Source organism: Methylobacterium sp. Gmos1 (assembly GCF_053764715.1).
Genome location: NZ_JBSNCC010000004.1, coordinates 580,146 through 597,301 on the forward strand (window position 1 = coordinate 580,146; position 17,156 = coordinate 597,301).

Below are 17,156 nucleotides of genomic sequence, written 5' to 3' on the forward strand. Positions count from 1 at the left end.
GCCCGCCGGCCGGTATTCCGCCGACCGAAGAATAATTCGCCCACCTGCGGAACCTGGCCTGTCCCGGCGCGTTTCACGCGCGCGAGGCCCGGACGGGCTCGCATGTTGGGCGCCGGACAGAAGGTGTCCGGCGGCCCTCGTCATCACGTTGCTCTCAAGGAGGATGTGGTCATGAGGACCTACGACTTCGCCCCGCTCTACCGCTCCACCGTCGGATTCGACCGCCTGTTCTCGATGCTCGACCAGGCCGCCCGGGTCGAGCCGTCGACGCAGTGGCCGCCCTACGACATCGAGAAGGTGGCGGACGATGCCTACCGCATCACCATGGCGGTCGCCGGCTTCTCGCCGGACGAGATCGAGCTGACCCAGCACGACACCACGCTCGTCGTCACGGGCCAGAAGAAGGACAGGGACGCCGAGCGCGCCTACCTGCACCGCGGCATCGCCGCCCGGGCCTTCCGCCAGACCTTCAACCTCGCCGACCACGTGACGGTCACCGGCGCCCGCCTGGAGCACGGCCTGCTCGCCGTCGACCTCAAGCGCGAGGTGCCCGAGGCGCTCAAGCCGCGCCGCATCGCCATCGGCGGTCGGCAGGCCGCCTTGGGTCGGGATTTGGGCCAAGATAGCTTGAGCCAGGACAGCTTGGGTCAGGACAGCTTGGGTCAGGACAACGCGCCGGCGCAGGTCGAGATCGCCGGGAACGGGGCCTCCGCGGACCGCGCCAGGGCCGCCTGATCCCCGCGCCGCCCGTCGATGAACCGGCCCGGGGTGTCGCCCCCGGGTCCGTCCCTTCTTGTCGTGCACCATCAGGGAGGATGATCCATGTCGATGAGGGAGATGCATCTCGTCCGCTCCGGATCCATCACGTCCGGGCCGGCCCACCCGCCGACCATGCCGCCCGCCTCGTTCGAGGCGTGGCAGGCGCTCGCCGCTCCCGGCGACGTGTTCCGGCACCCGCGCGAGGTCCTGGCGCACCCGCACCTGACCCGGGCCGAGAAGCGCGAGGTCCTGGCGTCCTGGGCGTCGGATGCCTGCGCCCTCGAGGGCGCACCGGGCCTGCGCTGCCTGGCCGGTGCCAGGGCCGAGCCGGTCCCGGTGGATGCCGTGCTGGCGGCGCTGGCCCGGCTCGACCACGACGCGACCCGCCCGGCGACGAGCGAGCCGCCGCGCAAGCGCACCCGCGGCCTCGCAAACCTGCACCGCTACGTCCGCCCCCGCCGGCGGGACGACGATGACGACGACCCGCCGCCCTGCCCGGCGGTAGCGATGCCCCGGCCGCGGACGCCGCCGGGTGCCGCGGCGCTCGCCCTGCGCACCGTCGCGCGCCGCAGGCCCGAGGCGCAGCTGCTCGCGGCTCCGGCGTGACCGGAAGCGGCCGGCCCGGAACGGCCGGCCGCCGTCCCTCGCGACGGACCCGGAAGGCGACCGGCGATCGACGCCCCGGCCGAGGGATGTGCCTCGCGGCTCGCTTGCCGGCTCGCTTGCCGGTTCACTTGCCGGCTCCCTTGCCCGTCCCCTCCCGGTCGCCGTCGCGAGTCTCCTGGTTGGGAAGCACGAGGACCTGGCCCGGGTAGATGAGATCCGGGTCGCGGATCTGATCCTGGTTGGCGTCGTAGATCAGGGTAAAGCGCTCGCCCTCGCCGTAGGTGCGTCGGCTGATCCGCCACAGGCTGTCGCCGCGCATGATGCGGACCGTCTCGATGCCCGGAACGTACACCTCCGAGGAATTCGTCCCGGATCCGGGCGGGACGTTCGCGGACAGGCTGCCGGTGGTCACGCTGCCGGTGCTGGAGGGCTGCGGCGGGCCGGCCGGGCCGCGGCCGGCCGCGGCATCGTCGCGGGCGTGCCGCTCGGTCGTGCCCGGCGTTTCGCGCGCCATGTCCTGCCGCGCGGCCGGATCCGCGATCCCGTCGTCGCGGCCGGGATCGGGCGCCGTGAACGGGACCTCCGCCCGGTCACGGACCTTGCCCGTCGCGGGATCGACCAAGTCGAGCCGGACCTTGTAGGCTCCCGGCTTGACGCCCTGGCCGATGGCGAAGGTCACGATCCCGTCCCGGCCGATCGTCGCCGGGGCGATCAGCGTCTCGTTCAGGTAGAGCCGCACATAGGCCCCGGCGGCCCCCTTGGCGGTGACGAACAGGGATCCGCCGCTCCCGGCATCGATGCTGACGACCTTGGGCAGCGTCGCCGCTGCCGCGACGGGCGCCTCCGCGCGGCGCGACTCCGGTGCAGGATTGGCTGGACCGGATGACGCGGGGCCGCCATCCGCCCGGTTCGCGGCTCCCGCGGCGACGCCCGGTGCCGGGCCGCCGGCTTCGGACCCGCTTCGCCCCTCGCCCCCGGGTACCGTAATGTCCCGGCTCGGCGCCGCACCGCGCTCCTCCCGAAGTGCCTGCCGGCCGGGCTCCGCGGCGGGCGCCGCGCGGCTCGCGACCGGGCTCTCCGGCTGGGACAGGACCACCGTCGGCTTGCCGGGGGAGGTAAGGGCGACGAGCGGCCTGGCGTCCCGGGACGGGGCGATCACGACCGCGACGCGGGCCGGCGAGCGCCGCGACTCGCCCCGGGCGTCGGTCGCGCGCAGGCCGATCTCGCTGCTCCCGGCCGCGAGCGGCAGCGGCGTGACGGTGAAGCTGCCCTCGGCGTCGGCCTGGGCGCGCGCCACGGGACGGCCGTCGACGAGTACCTCGACCGAGGCGTTCGGCGCGGCCCGTCCGGCGACGACCGTCTCGCCGGTCGGCTCGACGCGCACGACGTCGAAGCTCGGTCCGGTCGGGGCGGGAGCGGCCGGAGGGACCGGCAGCAGCGCCCGCCCGCCGGGGGCGGAGGCCGCGGGGGTATCGGCCGGCCTGTCGGCTTCCGGAGCCGGCGGGCGGTCCCGCCCGGCGCCCGGCGGCGACAGGGCGGCGAGCGGCGCGCCGCTCCCGACGGCCGGCGAGGACGACCTGAGATCGCCGAGCGCATCGAGGTGCCGGCGGAGCAGGCCCGCGAGCCCGGCGAGGAGCAGCAGGCTCGCGAGGGCCGCGACCGCCAGGCCGCGCCGGCGGCTCCTCGCCCGGGGGACCGGGGATCGGACCACCACCGGTGGATCCGCGTCGAACGTGACCCGCTTGCGCGGCTGCCGGCCGAGCAGCGCCGTGACGAGCACGCCGAGGCCGACGAGGATGCCGAGCAGCAGCGTGACGAGGATGCGACGCAAGCGGGCGATCATGTGGTGCAGGTCCCCTTCAGTCCTCGGCGAGGGGGAGCGGCGGTGCCGGCCCTCGATGGTGCTCCGCGTCCCGACCTCCGGGGACGACGGGACGCGGAGCCGGTGTCTCGGGCTCGGTGTCTCAGGCGAAGCGGCGGCCGTCGGTCGCGTAGCGGTCGATGGCCGAGGGCAGCTCGCGCGACAGGCGTGCCAGGATCTCGGTGCGGCTGAGACCGGTCTGGTGGGTGAGGTGGTCGAGCGTCTGCGGGCCGATGGCGCGCTCCAGCTCGCCCTCGGCGATGGCCCGGTTGGCGCCCTGGCCCACCCAGGAATTCGCCGTCTCGCCGTGGCCGCCCTTGGTGAAGTGCTCGACGAGCTCGGCCAGACCGTTGGCGATCAGCCCGCCGACCCCGGCCGAGCCAACGCCCCCGAGCACGCGCTCCAGGTTGCTCGGCATCGCGCTGGCCGGGATCGCCGAACCGGTCACGGGCGTGGTCCGGGTGACCGGCGGCACGACCGTGCCGTGGGCGTCCCGGGCGGGGGTGCCGAGCCACTCGGCGATCTTGTCCCGGTTCTGGTAGCCCGCCACCGCGAGCAGTCCCAGAAGGGCGGTCATCGAGGGATACCCGTTGCTCATGTCGTGTCCTTCTCCGTTGGATGGTCTGGGGTGGAGCGGCGGGGGCGGCCGAGGGGTCGTCGGGTCGCGGCGTCAGCGCGGGGAGCGGGCGAGCCAGCCGAGGGCGAAGGCCACGCCGACGACGGCGAGCAGCGTGGTGGTGCGGTGGGCGTCGGCGTAGCGGATCGCGCGGCGGCCGTGGGTCGCGACCCGGCGGCCGGCCTCCTCGGCAAGGTGGCGGCCGTCCTCGGCGAGATCTTCCGCCCGGTCGCGGGCGCGGCCGTAGGCGTATTGCGCCCCGCCGGCCATCTGGTTCACGGCGCCGCGCACCTGGCGGGCGGGGTCGCCGGTCAGGCCGCCGAGGGCGCTCTGGGAACGGCCCTTGAGGTGACGGGACGCGCCGCTGATCTGGTCGCGGTTCATGCGGTTCTCCTGCAACGGGTTGAACGGGTCCCGCCTCGGGGCAGGTCAGTCGCGGTTCGCCGTGACGAGCAGGGCGAGGCCGAAGCCGACGGCACCGGCGACGAGCAGGGAGGCGAGCGGGTACTCGGCGACCGGCCCGCCCGCCCCGCCGTGGCGCAGGGCGCGGGTGCCGCGCTCGACCGCGTCCCCGGCCTCGTCGGCAGCGCGGCGCACCGAGCGCCGGGCATGGTCGGCATGCTCCTCGAAGGCGTCGTGGACGGCGCCTTGAGCCCGGCGGGCGCGGTCCTCGACGTCGTCGGAGCCGACGAGGCCGCCGACGGTCTCGCGGATCCGGCCGCCGATGTCGCGGGCGGTGTCGGCCACCTGCTCGACCGCGTCGCGAACGGTGTCCCTCGCCTGGTCCTTGGCCTGGCCGAAGAGGTTCTGGGCCTGGCCGGCCGCCTCGCGGACGCGGCCCTCGGCCGAGTCCCGGTGCGAGCCGGTGAGATCGCCGATCGTACCCTGCGCCTTGCCGCCGAGCTCCCGGGCGGCGCCGGTGATCCGGTCCGTGTCCATCATGTCGTTCTCCTGTCCCTCGAAATTCTGTCTCTCGAAATTCCGCTGGCCTCGTCCCGGTGAGAGGATTGGACGGGACGGCACGCTCGGGCGCTCCCGGGCGGAAGGCGCGTCAGCCGCGCCCCGACCCCGCCGGTCCGGACCGCCCGACCTTCGGCGGAGGCGCTTCCCGCTTCTGGCGCCGGCCTTCCGCTTCGACCCGGACGTCGCCGGTGAGCTTGCCCAGGGCCTCCTTGACCGAGCCCTTGAGGTGCTCGGCGGAGGTCGAATTCCTGTCTCCGGTCATGGATTCTCCTTCACGCTCAGTCAAACCATGAATCGGGTGTGAGATGATGCTCCGGTATCGACCTTAAATGATCCAATCATACTGGTAGTACGACTGATACTATTCGCAAATCCGGGACGCAGGACGATCCTCTCTGTTTCAGGCAACTGGATCCTGCTGTCGCAGCGTGCGCAGCGCCGGGGGGGCGTACGGTTCCGGGCTCGGGCCGCATCCATCGGCGATTGCCGCAGCGTCTCGACCGGTGGCCGCGGCCGGTCTCGTCCTCTCTCGGTCCCGCGTCTCGTTACTGCCCATGCGGCAGTGATCCACAAACAAGTTGCGCGCGAGCCGGTTCCGAAAAATTATCTTATCATCCTGGTACGCGCATATCATTGAAGTCGGGATCGTCGACCAAAGATTGACGCCGACCGCGCCCGTGGGACGGTCCACCGATCCTGGGCGCAGTCATCCAAGACGACGGTGAGATTACTCCCGTGCAGCATGTTGGCGGACACTGGCGCATCGCCGCCGCGTTCGTCCGTGTGATCTCGCGCGGGGATGTCGACCCCTGATGCGATCTTCGGAGTTGCGATCCGGAGGTTGCAGTCCTGCCGGCTGCCTCGCCGTCACCCCGAACCCCAACGAGACACGGAGATTCGCGCATGAACCGTCACGCATCCGTCGCAGCCGCGCTCGTCTTGGGCGCCGTCCTGGCCACGCTCCCCCTCGCGGGCGCACCGGCCCTGGCGCAGTCGCCCGTGGCCGTACCCGGGACGCCCGCCACCCTGAACGACAACCTGAAGGCGAGGTTCGTCGCCCAAGGCCCCAACGACCTCGTCGCCTCCAAGCTCGTCGGCCTGAGCATCCGCAACGGCGCGAACGAGACCGTCGGCTCGGTCGCCGACGTGGTCTTCGACGACAAGCACGGGATCAAATCCTACGTCGTCAGCGTCGGCGGCTTCCTCGGCCTGAACGCGAAGTACGTCGCCGTGGCGCCCGAGACGCTGCGCGTGTCGCGCAAGGACGGCGGCGGCCTCGACGCGGTGATCGAGACCGACAAGGACCAGCTCCGGGCCGCCCCCGAATACATCGATCTCGGCGCGGAGACGAAGAAGTAGCGCGGGCGAAAGCCGACCGACGCGCCGTGTCCGTCCTCCCGTCCGGAAACGGCGGCCCGAACATCACGCCAGAAAGCCCACGATGACCTGAACCCTTGAGGATTGCGAAGGAGACCGACCATGGACCATGATCTGAGACGCCGCGCGGCCGCCGAGTTCTTCGGCACCTTCTGGCTCACCTTCGGCGGCTGCGGCGCCGCCGTGCTGTCGGCGGCCTTCCCCGAGCTCGGCATCGGGTTCGTCGGCGTCGCCCTGGCCTTCGGCCTGACGGTGCTCAGCATGGCCTACGCGGTCGGGCACATCTCGGGCGGGCACTTCAACCCGGCCGTCACCCTCGGTCTGTGGGCCTCCGGCCGCTGCGCCAACCGACACGTGGTTCCCTACATCCTCGCCCAGCTCGTCGGCGCCGTCGCGGCGGCGGGCGCCCTCTACCTGATCGCCTCGGGCAAGGCCGGCTGGGTCCCGAAGGGCTTCGCCTCGAACGGCTACGGCGCGCTCAGCCCCGGCCGCTACGGGCTCGCCGCCTGCGCCGCGACCGAGGTGCTGACGACGTTCTTCTTCCTGATGATCATCATCGGGGCGACCGCGAAGGGCGCCGCAACGGGCTTTGCCGGCATTCCGATCGGGTTCGCGCTGGTGCTGATCCACCTGATCTCGATCCCGGTGACCAACACCTCGGTGAACCCGGCGCGCTCCACCGGCGTCGCCCTGTTCGCCGGCGGCGAGTACGTCGCGCAGCTCTGGCTGTTCTGGCTCGCGCCGGTCGCCGGCGCCCTCCTCGCCGGTGCCCTGGCGAAGTGGCTCTACGAGGATCGCCGGATCTACGACACGGTCGTCATCGAGAAGCGGGCCGCCTGACGCCGGATCGAGGCCCGCGCCCCGCCCGTGCGCCGGCGACGATGGATCGGACCCGGTCAGGGCGCCGGCCCGCGACCGGCCGTGCCTTCAAGAGGGCTAGCGTACGAGGAAGGGCGCTCGGGCCCGCCGAGGTACGTGGCGGCGGATGCCGCCGCGTCGGGAGGTGCGAGGAGCAGGGCCGAGGCGGGGCGCTGTGCCACCGAGGGCTGCCGCCAGTCGAAAGCTCGGCAGGTTTGGAAAATCCGAATGGCGGAGACGGAGTCCGCCATTTGCGATTCCGATAGAATCCAGGCAAGCACGGAATAGCCTTCCATATCAGCAATTTAACCACACTAGTAGGTCTATCGCGAGCCAGCGTGTTCCGCTATGTTCCGCTCTCATATGTTGGGTGGAATGTTGGGCGGGCGACCTCCACGTGGCGAAATCGGTTGGAAAACACAAAGAAAGCCATCTGACGGCAGCGGCGGTTCGCAGCCTCAAGGACCCAGGCTTCTACGCAGACGGAAACGGGCTGTATCTTAAGGTCGACGGTTCCGGAGCTAAGCGTTGGATCCAGCGCCTGGTCATTAGAGGTAAGCGACGCGACATCGGGCTGGGTTCAGTGACGATGGTGCGCCTTGCGGAGGCGCGAGAGGCGGCCCTTCAAAACCGCAAGCTGGCGCGCACCGGTGGGGACCCATTGGCCGCACGGCGACAGAGCGAGGCAATCCTGACGTTTGAGGAAGCTTCGCAGCGCGTCCATGAACTACATCTTCCCAATTGGCGCAATGCGAAGCACGGCGATCAATGGATTAGCACACTACGTGCATATGCCTTCCCGCATTTCGGCAAGAAGCGTGTCGACGCAATCAACAGTGCTGATGTGCTAGCCGCCTTAATGCCGATATGGAACTCTCACCCGGAAACTGCGCGGCGCGTGAAGCAACGCATTGGCACGGTGTTGAAGTGGGCTATTGCTCAGGGTTGGCGAAGCGACGAGCCTTCTGACAGCATCTCAAAGGCTCTACCAAAGCATGATCGCTCGAAAGTGAAGCATCAAAAAGCTCTTCCATATTCGGCAGTCGCATTATCTATCGAAAAGGCGCGCGGTAGCAACGCATCGCTTTCATCGAAGTTGGCCCTAGAGTTCTTAGTTCTTACCGCAACGCGATCAGGAGAAACGCGTGAAGCTGTTTGGACAGAGATCGACATCGACAAAGCTGAGTGGGTCATACCATCTGAGCGCATGAAGGCGAAACGTCCTCATCGCGTGCCATTATCACGTCGCTGCCTAGAGATCTTGGCTCAAGCAAAATCGCTAAAAGCCGATAAATCCGAGTATATATTCCCAGGTTCAATAGCAGGAAAGCCGCTGTCAGATATGACGCTTTCTAAATTATTGATGGAACTATCCATTGACGCCGTCCCGCATGGCTTTCGTTCCTCCTTCCGGGATTGGGCAGGTGAACAAACAATCTTCCCACGAGAGGTCTGTGAATTCGCACTTGCTCACGTGATCAAAGATAAGGCTGAGGCTGCTTATGCCCGGTCAGATTTATTCGAGAAACGCCGCAAATTGATGGCTGCTTGGGCCGATTATATTTGTGGTGGAAAATCGCTGGATAACTGTTGAAAAGAGACAGTGAGATCTTGATGAACGTATCCGAGCGCATGAGCGAGCTAGAGCGCCTGTGGGAGATAGGAGAATCCGTTGGAGAGTCTACTCCCGATTATCGGAAGGTCTATGAAAAGATAGTAGTGGAGCTAAGTGCTAAAACGAGCTTTGACATCTCGCGCGGTCTTGCCGCCATGGCTAGCAACTGGGTTAGAACGAAAGATCTATATTATACAGATGAAATTATTATCTTGATGCTTGATAACAAGATTACTGACTCTCCGACATTAAACGAGCAAGTAAAACATGCAATCCAACTCAGGCGAGAAGGTCGGGCGCGCGCTGATTCTTACCGCAGTCGTGCCACAGAGGAGGCAAAGCAGCAAGCCTTATTTGTGATAGCGAACCTTATCAGTGTAGGAGCATCGCTCGCAGTTGCATGCAGAAAAGCCGTAGTATGGCACGCCGACACATATCCCGGATTAAAGCCATTCAGAGCAAGCACAATTGAGAAATGTTATGTTAACGAATGGCGATGCAAAATAAAATCTCCGCATTTTATTTCGGTGTACAAATTTCTAGACCCAGTTAGCGGTAAAATCAAAAAAACTAAGATTTATCGGACTCGCGAGCAAAAAATAAGGATGCGATGGGCTTTGTATCGGACAGCCGAAGACAAAGAATTATGGAAAGATATATTGAAAAAAATTCCTGAGCCCGATAATTTTCAAATAGGCAGGAGGAGATAGGTGGGCTATTTAATAATATGATAAACGAAATTATTACGATCTTGTGGCAGTTAGGACGTTTTCCAGTTTCAGTGCAGCTCAAGAACATAAAAATTTAATTTGCATACTCTTTAGAGCCTGGCCTGCTGAGCGGCCACTTGGTAGGCGCGCCGCCAGGCTGATCAAGCGAGTACGGAACGCGGCTCAATGCACCGCGGCGCCAGCCTCATCGCGACGCGCCGGATCGCCTGGATAAACCACGGCACCGGGGAGCTTGGCTAAGCGCTGGTTGCACAGCCGGCTGATCAGCCAGCCCGACCAAGGCCTGCTGCGCCGTCCTGAACGCCGCCAGCAGGCGCACCAGATCAAGCTCGGCCCGCAGGGTCTCAACCTTCGTCCGAAATTCGGCCGAGGCGCGGGTTGGGCCATCAACTCGACGATGATCGCATCCACACCCACGGGAAGGTGCGGGATTGGCTCTCACGCCACCCGCGCTGGGTGTTCCACTTCATCCCAACCTCGGCCTCGTGGCTCAACGCAGTCGAGGGCTTCTTCTCGGCGCTGTCACGTCGGCGGCTGCGACGAGGCACGTTCACCGGGATCGTCGACCTGCAGGCGATCATCAAGCGCTACATTGCCGAGCACAACGAGCGGACCAGGCCCTTCGTCTGGACCAAGCCCGCCGCCGCCCTCCTCAACAGCCAAGCTGCACCTTCCGTCTGAGTCAGTGCGCTAGGTAGAAAATACGGGGGAGAAATTTTTAGCCGAAATCTCCCGATTTTTTCGAGTCGTGAGTTCTGACAGGGTCCGATGCGTGCCGACACGGACACGAGAGGACAGCAAAATGTCAGAGTATACAAACGTCACGCGGGTGCTTCGCCGCAAGGACGTTGAAAGAATCATAGGTTTGAGCCGAAGTTATATATTCGTTGATTGCGCTTGGAAGATTTCAAAAACCTATACGTATCAGCACACGAGCTGTTGGGTGGCCAGAGCATATTATAAGAAGCTGGCTAATAGAGCGCATTGCCGACTCTGAGCAGAAAAACATGGTAGGGAGGGGTAGAAAGTGAAAAATATTATACCTGTCAAACCGGATCATCCGTCCGTGGCCGATGATCGTGAGTATTTCGTGCGCAACCCTCGTCGAAAATTCAGAGCTCGAAAAATTCTCTGATGGAGAGTTCTACGTCACCATCTTCGCCGCCGACGAATTCGGTGTCGGAGGCGAGGTAAATCTCACTATTATAAAACGCGTACGAGGCGGAAGAGTAAAAAGATATTTCAACACGTCTAGCGCGTCGCGCCTGAGAAGTGATCGAGATATCAAGCATTCTTGCGCTCGCGCGATATCAAGCCCTCAGACCTGAAACTAGGCGGCCGGCATGAATTCCGTAAATAAAAATACCGATCTTGCTGCAATTTACGCCGAGTGCGGCGTCAGAGTGTTTCCTTGCCGTGAACGCGATACTACTAGAGGAAAAGCCAAAGCGCCATATACGAGAAATGGTCATCATAGCTCAAGTGCGGCATCTCATACCATGTCGTTATGGGCGGCGACCTATCCGGACGCGATATATGGTATACCGTGTTCGGCAAATGGCCTGTTTGTACTGGACGCCGATAGGCACGGCGGTTGTGACGGTGTTCAATCACTAATGACACTTTTTGCCCATTATAAGTTCGACTGGTCCAATGTCCCAATTGTAAATACCCCACGTGATGGCCTTCATGTTCTATTTGCGCGACCGGGTGAACTCGGACGAACAAAGAGTGTGATTGCACCAGCAATAGACGTGCGAGATCTGGGGTATGTGATTGCACCGGGTACCATATTACCGGATGGTAGAGAGTATAGACTTACAAACGGAACGATTGCACAGCTTGGTAGGGCAATAGCAGAACACTCGTTGCTCCCAGTACCGTCATGGTTAGTCCACTTAGCGTCGCCGCCAACTCAAGCCGTACGCCCAAAACCGACCGTTAACAATCATCAAGTCAACGGACGTCAGCTCCGGGGCATAATCTCTGTTATACGCGACGCGCCCATAGGTGAGCGAAACAGATCGCTTCACTGGGCTGCCTGCCGATGCGGTGAGCTCGTGGTAGCGGGCGGTATTTCTGATGTCGACGCATATAATCTTTTATACCAGTCCGCACGTGCTGCAGGTCTGAATGATTGCGAAATAAGAAACACAATCGCAAGCGGTATGCGCAAGGGTATGGCGGGACGGCGTCATGAAAATTAGAAATTCAAATCAGCCCATCCTCGATGAGGCACCGGCGAGCTGGGCAGCGCCCCCTCACACTCATCCGCATGGTTTTGAAGGTTTTGGGGGTGCCCAGCCATCAAGCTTTGGTACGGCAGGAGTTCGGCCAGCTGAGGCGGTGGCTACCGCGTTTCCAGAAGTCGTTTGGGAAGACCCAATTCCGCTGCCGGTGGGATTGGCTCCTGTGCTTCCGTTCAGTCCAGACTATCTACCTCATGGTACCGAACGCTGGATCATGGACATTGCCGACAGAATGCAATGCCCACCAGATTTCCCAGCAGCGACAGCTATTGTTGCGCTGGGATCTGTCATCGGCAGGCAGATCCGCATTCGTCCAAAGCTCAATGACAGCTGGACAGAAGTTGCGAATGTGTGGGGATTAATAGTGGGGCGCCCTGGCGTAATGAAATCACCTGCTATGAGCGAAGCACTCGTGCCATTGAAACACTTGGAGGCTAAGGCTCGCGAAGATTTCTCGGTTGTCGAGAGAGAGTTTGAGGCTGAGATGCATAAACACAAGTTGCGCAAAAATGCTATCGACGAACTGGCAAAAAAATCCCTTAAAAACAACATCAAGGCAGACATTGATTTAGGAGAAATGTACGATCCCGTAGAGCCTAAGCCAAAGAGATACCTTATCGGCGATGCGACGTATGAGGCTCTTGGGGATATTCTATCATACAATCAAAACGGGATTCTTACATATCGAGATGAGATCATCGCGCTACTTAAGACCCTAGAGGCTGTTACGGACCGGCGAGTACCCCATTTTTGAGGGATGCAGTCGCGCCGCGCCTACCCCTCCGATGTCAGTGATGACGAATGGGCGCTGGTCGCGCCCTACCTGACGCTGCTGCCCGAGACCGCCGCTCAGCGCGAGCACAGCTTGCGGGAGGTGTTCAACGGGCTGCGCTACGTGGTGCGTTACGGCGTGGCGTGGCGCGCCATGCCCCACGACCTGCCGCCCTGGCATGCCGTATACGATCAGGCTCAACGCTGGCTGCGAGCCGGCTGCTTTGAGAGCCTCGTTCACGATCTGCGGGCTGTGCTGCGCCTGGCCTCGGGCCGGGCTGAGGAGCCCTCGGCCGTCGTGCTCGACAGCCGCACCTTGCGCTCGACGCCCGAGAGTGGCGCTCGTGCCGCCTGGGACGGACACAAGCGCACGCGCGGCTCGAAGCTGCACACGGCGGTCGACACGCTCGGCCAGGTGCTGGCGCTGCACGTCACGCCTGCCAATGCCGATGACCGATCTGCCGTCGCCGCTCTGGCTGACGCCGTGCAGGAGGCCACCGGTGACAGCGTGGACCTCGCCTATGTCGATCAAGGCTACACGGGCGAGCGCGCGGCGAAGGCGGCGGCCGACCACGGCATCGGCTTGGAGGTAGTGAAGCTGCCCGAGGCCAAGCGCGGCTTCGTCCTGCTACCACGCCGATGGGTGGTCGAGCGCACCTTCGCCTGGATGGCGCGCTTCCGGCGCCTGGCCCGCGACTACGAACGCCTGCCCGCCACCCTCGCGGGACTGCACCTCGTCGCCTTCAGCGTCCTGCTGCTCCGAAGGGCGGCAGACTTCGCTGCGGTCCGTAACAGCCTCTAGACAGGGAAGAACAAGCTGCAGCCCGTGGATTCTTTTTAACTGCATGGAATGGGAATGACTCTTACATATTTGACCGCATTGGACGTGGGCATCAATATCTTGAGGCTGTTTGTGTCTCAATGTTAGGTTCGACACAGCCGGGGAAGTTAGGATCTTATATAGGACGTGCTTTGAAAGGTGGCGACGGAGATGACGGGTTGATTCAACGCTTTGGAGTTTTGGTATGGCCCGACACCAACGGTCCATGGCGAATTGTAGATCGTTATCCCGATAGCCAAGCAAAAGACCAAGCTCACAGGATGTTCGAATGGCTTGCAAGTCCAAATTGGGATCATGTTAGGCCAAATATCGACACACATGACAATAGCAGGTATCTAACGCTTGATCCTCACGCTTATGAGATGTTTATTTATTGGTTATCAAATCTCGAATGGCGGCTGCGATCGGAGACTTTACATGTAGCCATGGAAATTCACATCGCGAAATATAGAAAATTGGTTCCGTCTCTTGCTTTGATAAATCACATGGCGAGCACAGCACAAGGGCCCGTTACTGCTCTAGCGATGAAAAAAGCTATCGACTACGCTGCCTATCTTGAGTCTCATGCGAATAGGGCCTACAGAGCAGGCCTTATGAATGATGCCGCTGCAGCGAGTGCGATTTTAAGCCGAATCAAGAAAGGCGAATTATCGGAAGGCTTTACACAGCGGGACATACATCAGCGAGATTGGTCAAATCTGACGGATCGAAAGCAGGTACAATCAGGATTAGAATTGCTTGTTGATTGCAATTGGCTCCGGCCTACGGAGATTGCTACGGGAGGTCGGCCGAAAACAATCTATGGCATAAATCCGAAAATGTGGATATAGCCACGCTGTCCCGGCCAGCGTTCTCCAGAAACCCCTCTACAGTGAACCCTCAAAACCCTCAGAACTTCTATCGGCATTCGATACGCCTCGTAGGTTCTCAGCGTAGGTTTTTGAGGGTCCCTCGCGACTGCTCCACCACCGCTTTGCATTCCCGGCGGAGCTGCACGGCTTCGGCTGCCCAGAGACCGTGCTTATAAGCGCCGTTGCGCCCCCCCTTCGGAGCGCCGCTGCCCTTGGCTCCGCCGTGCATGCGACAACGGGCCTTCCCGGTTACAGCAGGAGATAAGCAAGGCTCACCACTCCGGGTCTTGGCACCACATCGTAGGGCTGATCGGAAGGGGAGGGGCTGCCTTTCGACGGAGTGCATGGGGTTGGCTTCGCTATCTCTCACTCCCCCCTCCCTGACTGGTGCTGACGTTGCCGACTATGGCCTGTCCACCAGCATGAACATGCACATGCTCAACCCTGACGGTTTGCTCCCCACCCCGCTTAAGCTTCGCGAGCGCCTCGATCTGAGCCGTGTACGTCCGCAGCAGCTTCGTCGCGAGATTGCCGTACACCTCGGTCGTTTTCGGGTCGGCGCCGCTGGCCGCGACACGAAGCATCTTCATCGCTGCTTCGTGAGTAGCAGCCATCTGAATGCCGAGCTGCGCTTCGGCTTCGTTGCGAGCTTCGATGCCGGCGACCACAGCGAGTGCGGCGTTCAGGCCCTGAACGGCTGAGCGCGAAGGGTCGGCCATCGCGTTGAGTAGCTGATTGATGCCTAGCTGCCCGAAGTCATCGGAGGTGGTCGCAAAGGCGTCGAGCACCATGCCCATCAAGCCGTGAGTGTCGTTGTGCTCGGCTTCAAAGTGAGCAGGGGCACCGGCAGGCTGAGCCTTGATCGCAGGGCGCCTGGGTCGCTGCGTATGCCGAACCCGCGAATGTTCAATTGCAGCAGCTTCTGCTGCTGATGGTGGTCGGGAAACGGGCTGCGGATGCAATTCTGTCATTCGAGAGCCTAGGTTACGCCGCAGCACTTAGGCGGCATCATAAGCTAGGATTACAGTCCTTGAAGTCGCAGTCAACAGATATGGAATGCCGGCAAAAAATTCCCTCGGGGAGCGCCGCTATACATCGTTGCTGTTTGGTGGCTAAATATTGTTAGGGCGAGGCGCCTTGGGCGATTGAGAGGCAAGCCTGGCGCTTCAAGCGAGCACACCGCTACCCTTCCCGGAGGACGCGCTAATGCACGCGATCCACCCCAACGCCCGCATCACTCCCGCCGTGCGCGCCGACATCGCCCGCTCGCGTGATCCCTCGGAGTCCTCGCTCGGTGCTACGGCGTCGCCACCGAGACCATCCGCAAGTGGCCTAAACGCGGGCCGAAGGACTGCCAGGACCGCTCGGCCCATCACCACACCTGTCCTGGAACGCCAGCGAGGAGGAGCGCGCCATCGTCTGTGCCCTGCGTCGCTCCACCGGCTTTCTCCTCGACGACCTGACCTTCGTGGTCACCCACACCCTGTCTCACCTGAACCGCGATGCCGTCTACCGCATCCTCAAGGCCGAAGGTCTCAACCGCCTCCCAGCCGCAAACAAATCCCTAGACCACATGTCGAGTTCAAGGAGTACGAGGTCAGCTTCCTGCACATGGACGTGAAGCACTTGCCCGAATTGTGGGACAAAGATGGATCAACCCGCAAACGCAATCTGTACGTTGCCATCGAGCGCGCCTCGCGCTTCGTGCATCTCGCGGTCGAGGACGACGAGACAACGGCGTCGGCCATCGCCGTCCTGGATGAGGCCGTCGCAGCTCTGCTCCGTAAGCGTCGTCCTGGAAGCACCTTTCGGCCGCTCGGCTGGGCGTGGGATACGGAGCGGGTGGAGAGCTCCGTTCTATGTCGATGTCAGGGCGTATGGCTATGTCGGAGCCGGTACGGCGCCTGGAGCTGTTCACCGGGACCGGCCGGTGGCGGACGTGGTCTGAGGCGGAGAAGGCGGCCATCGTCGCCGAGAGTGAGGCGCCCCATACCTCGATCAGCGCGGTGGCACGCCGGCACGGATTGAGCGCCTCGCAGCTGTTCACGTGGCGGCGCTTGGCGCGTCAGGCCGTGATGGCCGAGCTGCGGTTCGTGCCGGCCGTGCTGGCGCCGAACCTGCCGGAACCGGCGCGTGTCGACCCGAGCGTCCCTTCACCGCGATGCGCCGCCTTCGCCGGGATTGAGATCGCGGTGGCGGGCGCCACGGTGCGGGTCGGGCCGGAGGCGAGCGAGCCTCAGATCGCGGCGGTGATCCGGGCGCTGAAGGCCCCGGCATGATCGGGCCCTCCGGCGTGGTCCGCGTTCTGCTGGCCACGCGGCCCGTGGACTTCCGCAAGGGTGCCGATGGGCTGGCCGTGCTGCTGCGCGACGCCCTGGGCACCGATCCGTTCTCCGGCACCGTTTACGTGTTCCGCTCGAAACGGGCGGACAGGGTCAAGCTTCTGTTCTGGGACGGCAGCGGCGTGGTCCTCGTGGCCAAACGGCGTCGTGCGGCTCACGGCGGCGCAGCTCTCGGCGCTCCTGGAAGGGCTGAACTGGAAGCGCGTGCACAAGGCTCATGAGGTGATCGCGCCGACGGTGGCAGGCTGAGCAAGAAGGCGGGGTCAAAGAGGTCTGCGACGCTGGTAAGTAGCTGATGGATCTGCTCTAATCGGCTTCGTGGCTGCCCCTGCTTCGCCCTCACCCGACGATCCCGAGACGCTCAAGGCGCTGCTCGCCGAGGAGCGGGCCGAGAACGAGCGGTTGCGCCAGATCATCAAGGCCATGCAGCGTCACCGCTTTGGGCGCCGCGCCGAGAGCCTGCCCGAGGATCAACTCCTGCTCGGGTTGGAGGAGGCCGAGCAGGTTGAGGCCGCTGGCCACGCCGCCGAGGAGAACGCACCGGCGGTGAAGGCCGCGCGCACGGCGCGGCGGCGCGCGAACCGGGGCGCCTTTGTCAACGCCGATTGAAGTCTGACCCACCTTTTGGTTTGTCGCCGATCGTAACCTGACCCACCCCTCACGCGGGAACGGCTGGTTCCCGCACTGGCAGCGCCACCAGCCCGGCGCGCCGCTTG

Annotated in this window: 19 protein-coding genes and 4 pseudogenes; 16 read left to right on the forward strand and 7 right to left on the reverse strand. The window is 63.6% G+C overall.

Annotation, left to right across the window (positions count from 1 at the left end):
• The first annotated feature begins 171 nt into the window (after nt 1-171).
• Nucleotides 172-735 carry an Hsp20 family protein gene (locus ACS5PV_RS11790; protein WP_455395510.1) on the forward strand — a complete coding sequence of 188 codons (564 nt, stop codon included), beginning with the start codon at nt 172-174 and terminating at the stop codon, nt 733-735.
• An 87-nt stretch (nt 736-822) separates the two neighbouring features.
• On the forward strand, nt 823-1,365 hold the full coding sequence (locus ACS5PV_RS11795) for a hypothetical protein (protein ID WP_455395511.1): 543 nt from the start codon (nt 823-825) through the stop codon (nt 1,363-1,365).
• Nucleotides 1,366-1,489: 124 nt separating this feature from the next.
• Here the strand turns inward: ACS5PV_RS11795 and ACS5PV_RS11800 are convergent, their stop codons facing one another.
• From ACS5PV_RS11800 to ACS5PV_RS11820, 5 genes are all read right to left on the reverse strand, one after another.
• Nucleotides 1,490-3,208: an Ig-like domain-containing protein gene (locus ACS5PV_RS11800; protein ID WP_455395512.1), complete on the reverse strand. Its 1,719-nt coding sequence runs from the start codon at nt 3,206-3,208 to the stop codon at nt 1,490-1,492.
• 121 nt (nt 3,209-3,329) lie between these two features.
• Complete coding sequence (locus ACS5PV_RS11805) at nt 3,330-3,824, reverse strand: YidB family protein (protein WP_455395513.1); 495 nt, start codon at nt 3,822-3,824, stop codon at nt 3,330-3,332.
• A gap of 72 nt (nt 3,825-3,896) precedes the next feature.
• On the reverse strand, nt 3,897-4,226 hold the full coding sequence (locus tag ACS5PV_RS11810) for a CsbD family protein (protein WP_455395514.1): 330 nt from the start codon (nt 4,224-4,226) through the stop codon (nt 3,897-3,899).
• A gap of 45 nt (nt 4,227-4,271) precedes the next feature.
• Nucleotides 4,272-4,784 (reverse strand): CsbD family protein, encoded by a 513-nt coding sequence (locus ACS5PV_RS11815; protein ID WP_455395515.1) that lies wholly within the window; start codon nt 4,782-4,784, stop codon nt 4,272-4,274.
• A 109-nt stretch (nt 4,785-4,893) separates the two neighbouring features.
• Nucleotides 4,894-5,067 carry a CsbD family protein gene (locus ACS5PV_RS11820; protein ID WP_455395516.1) on the reverse strand — a complete coding sequence of 58 codons (174 nt, stop codon included), beginning with the start codon at nt 5,065-5,067 and terminating at the stop codon, nt 4,894-4,896.
• A 641-nt stretch (nt 5,068-5,708) separates the two neighbouring features.
• Here ACS5PV_RS11820 and ACS5PV_RS11825 point away from each other — a divergent pair.
• The 10 genes and pseudogenes from ACS5PV_RS11825 to ACS5PV_RS11870 all read left to right on the forward strand — a co-directional run.
• Nucleotides 5,709-6,164 (forward strand): PRC-barrel domain-containing protein, encoded by a 456-nt coding sequence (locus ACS5PV_RS11825; RefSeq protein ID WP_455395517.1) that lies wholly within the window; start codon nt 5,709-5,711, stop codon nt 6,162-6,164.
• Nucleotides 6,165-6,284: 120 nt separating this feature from the next.
• Nucleotides 6,285-7,022, forward strand: a complete 738-nt coding sequence (aqpZ, locus tag ACS5PV_RS11830; RefSeq protein WP_455395518.1) for an aquaporin Z — start codon at nt 6,285-6,287, stop codon at nt 7,020-7,022.
• Between the two features lie 415 nt (nt 7,023-7,437).
• On the forward strand, nt 7,438-8,634 hold the full coding sequence (locus ACS5PV_RS11835) for a tyrosine-type recombinase/integrase (protein WP_455395519.1): 1,197 nt from the start codon (nt 7,438-7,440) through the stop codon (nt 8,632-8,634).
• 20 nt (nt 8,635-8,654) lie between these two features.
• Nucleotides 8,655-9,365, forward strand: coding sequence for a hypothetical protein (locus ACS5PV_RS11840; RefSeq protein WP_455395520.1), 711 nt, complete (start codon nt 8,655-8,657; stop codon nt 9,363-9,365).
• 411 nt (nt 9,366-9,776) lie between these two features.
• Nucleotides 9,777-10,067: pseudogene (locus ACS5PV_RS11845) on the forward strand (transposase); the annotation flags it as partial.
• 206 nt (nt 10,068-10,273) lie between these two features.
• On the forward strand, nt 10,274-10,417 hold the full coding sequence (locus ACS5PV_RS11850; RefSeq protein WP_455395521.1) for a helix-turn-helix transcriptional regulator: 144 nt from the start codon (nt 10,274-10,276) through the stop codon (nt 10,415-10,417).
• Nucleotides 10,418-10,729: 312 nt separating this feature from the next.
• Entirely contained in the window at nt 10,730-11,593 is an 864-nt protein-coding gene (locus tag ACS5PV_RS11855; RefSeq protein ID WP_455395522.1) for a bifunctional DNA primase/polymerase, read from the forward strand.
• Complete coding sequence (locus ACS5PV_RS11860; RefSeq protein WP_455395523.1) at nt 11,583-12,389, forward strand: DUF3987 domain-containing protein; 807 nt, start codon at nt 11,583-11,585, stop codon at nt 12,387-12,389. The genes ACS5PV_RS11855 and ACS5PV_RS11860 overlap by 11 nt, the downstream gene beginning before the upstream one ends.
• Before the next feature lie 3 nt (nt 12,390-12,392).
• Nucleotides 12,393-13,208 carry an IS5 family transposase gene (locus ACS5PV_RS11865; protein ID WP_455395524.1) on the forward strand — a complete coding sequence of 272 codons (816 nt, stop codon included), beginning with the start codon at nt 12,393-12,395 and terminating at the stop codon, nt 13,206-13,208.
• Nucleotides 13,209-13,219: 11 nt separating this feature from the next.
• Nucleotides 13,220-14,077, forward strand: a pseudogene (locus ACS5PV_RS11870) (DUF3987 domain-containing protein); the annotation flags it as partial.
• Between the two features lie 97 nt (nt 14,078-14,174).
• Here the strand turns inward: ACS5PV_RS11870 and ACS5PV_RS11875 are convergent.
• Nucleotides 14,175-14,444, reverse strand: a complete 270-nt coding sequence (locus ACS5PV_RS11875; protein WP_455395525.1) for an HGGxSTG domain-containing protein — start codon at nt 14,442-14,444, stop codon at nt 14,175-14,177.
• A gap of 13 nt (nt 14,445-14,457) precedes the next feature.
• The gene (locus tag ACS5PV_RS11880; protein WP_455395526.1) at nt 14,458-14,895 is read right to left on the reverse strand and encodes a hypothetical protein; all 438 of its coding nucleotides are present in this window, start codon (nt 14,893-14,895) and stop codon (nt 14,458-14,460) included.
• A 409-nt stretch (nt 14,896-15,304) separates the two neighbouring features.
• Here ACS5PV_RS11880 and ACS5PV_RS11885 point away from each other — a divergent pair.
• The 4 genes and pseudogenes from ACS5PV_RS11885 to ACS5PV_RS11900 form a co-directional block, all read left to right on the forward strand.
• Nucleotides 15,305-15,865: pseudogene (locus ACS5PV_RS11885) on the forward strand (IS481 family transposase); the annotation flags it as partial.
• Between the two features lie 110 nt (nt 15,866-15,975).
• Complete coding sequence (gene tnpA, locus ACS5PV_RS11890) at nt 15,976-16,377, forward strand: IS66-like element accessory protein TnpA (protein ID WP_455395527.1); 402 nt, start codon at nt 15,976-15,978, stop codon at nt 16,375-16,377.
• Complete coding sequence (gene tnpB, locus ACS5PV_RS11895; RefSeq protein ID WP_455395528.1) at nt 16,374-16,661, forward strand: IS66 family insertion sequence element accessory protein TnpB; 288 nt, start codon at nt 16,374-16,376, stop codon at nt 16,659-16,661. Before tnpA ends, tnpB begins: the two co-directional genes overlap by 4 nt.
• Nucleotides 16,662-16,758: 97 nt before the next feature.
• Nucleotides 16,759-17,031, forward strand: a pseudogene (locus ACS5PV_RS11900) (transposase domain-containing protein); the annotation flags it as partial.
• Between the last annotated feature and the right edge of the window lie 125 nt (nt 17,032-17,156).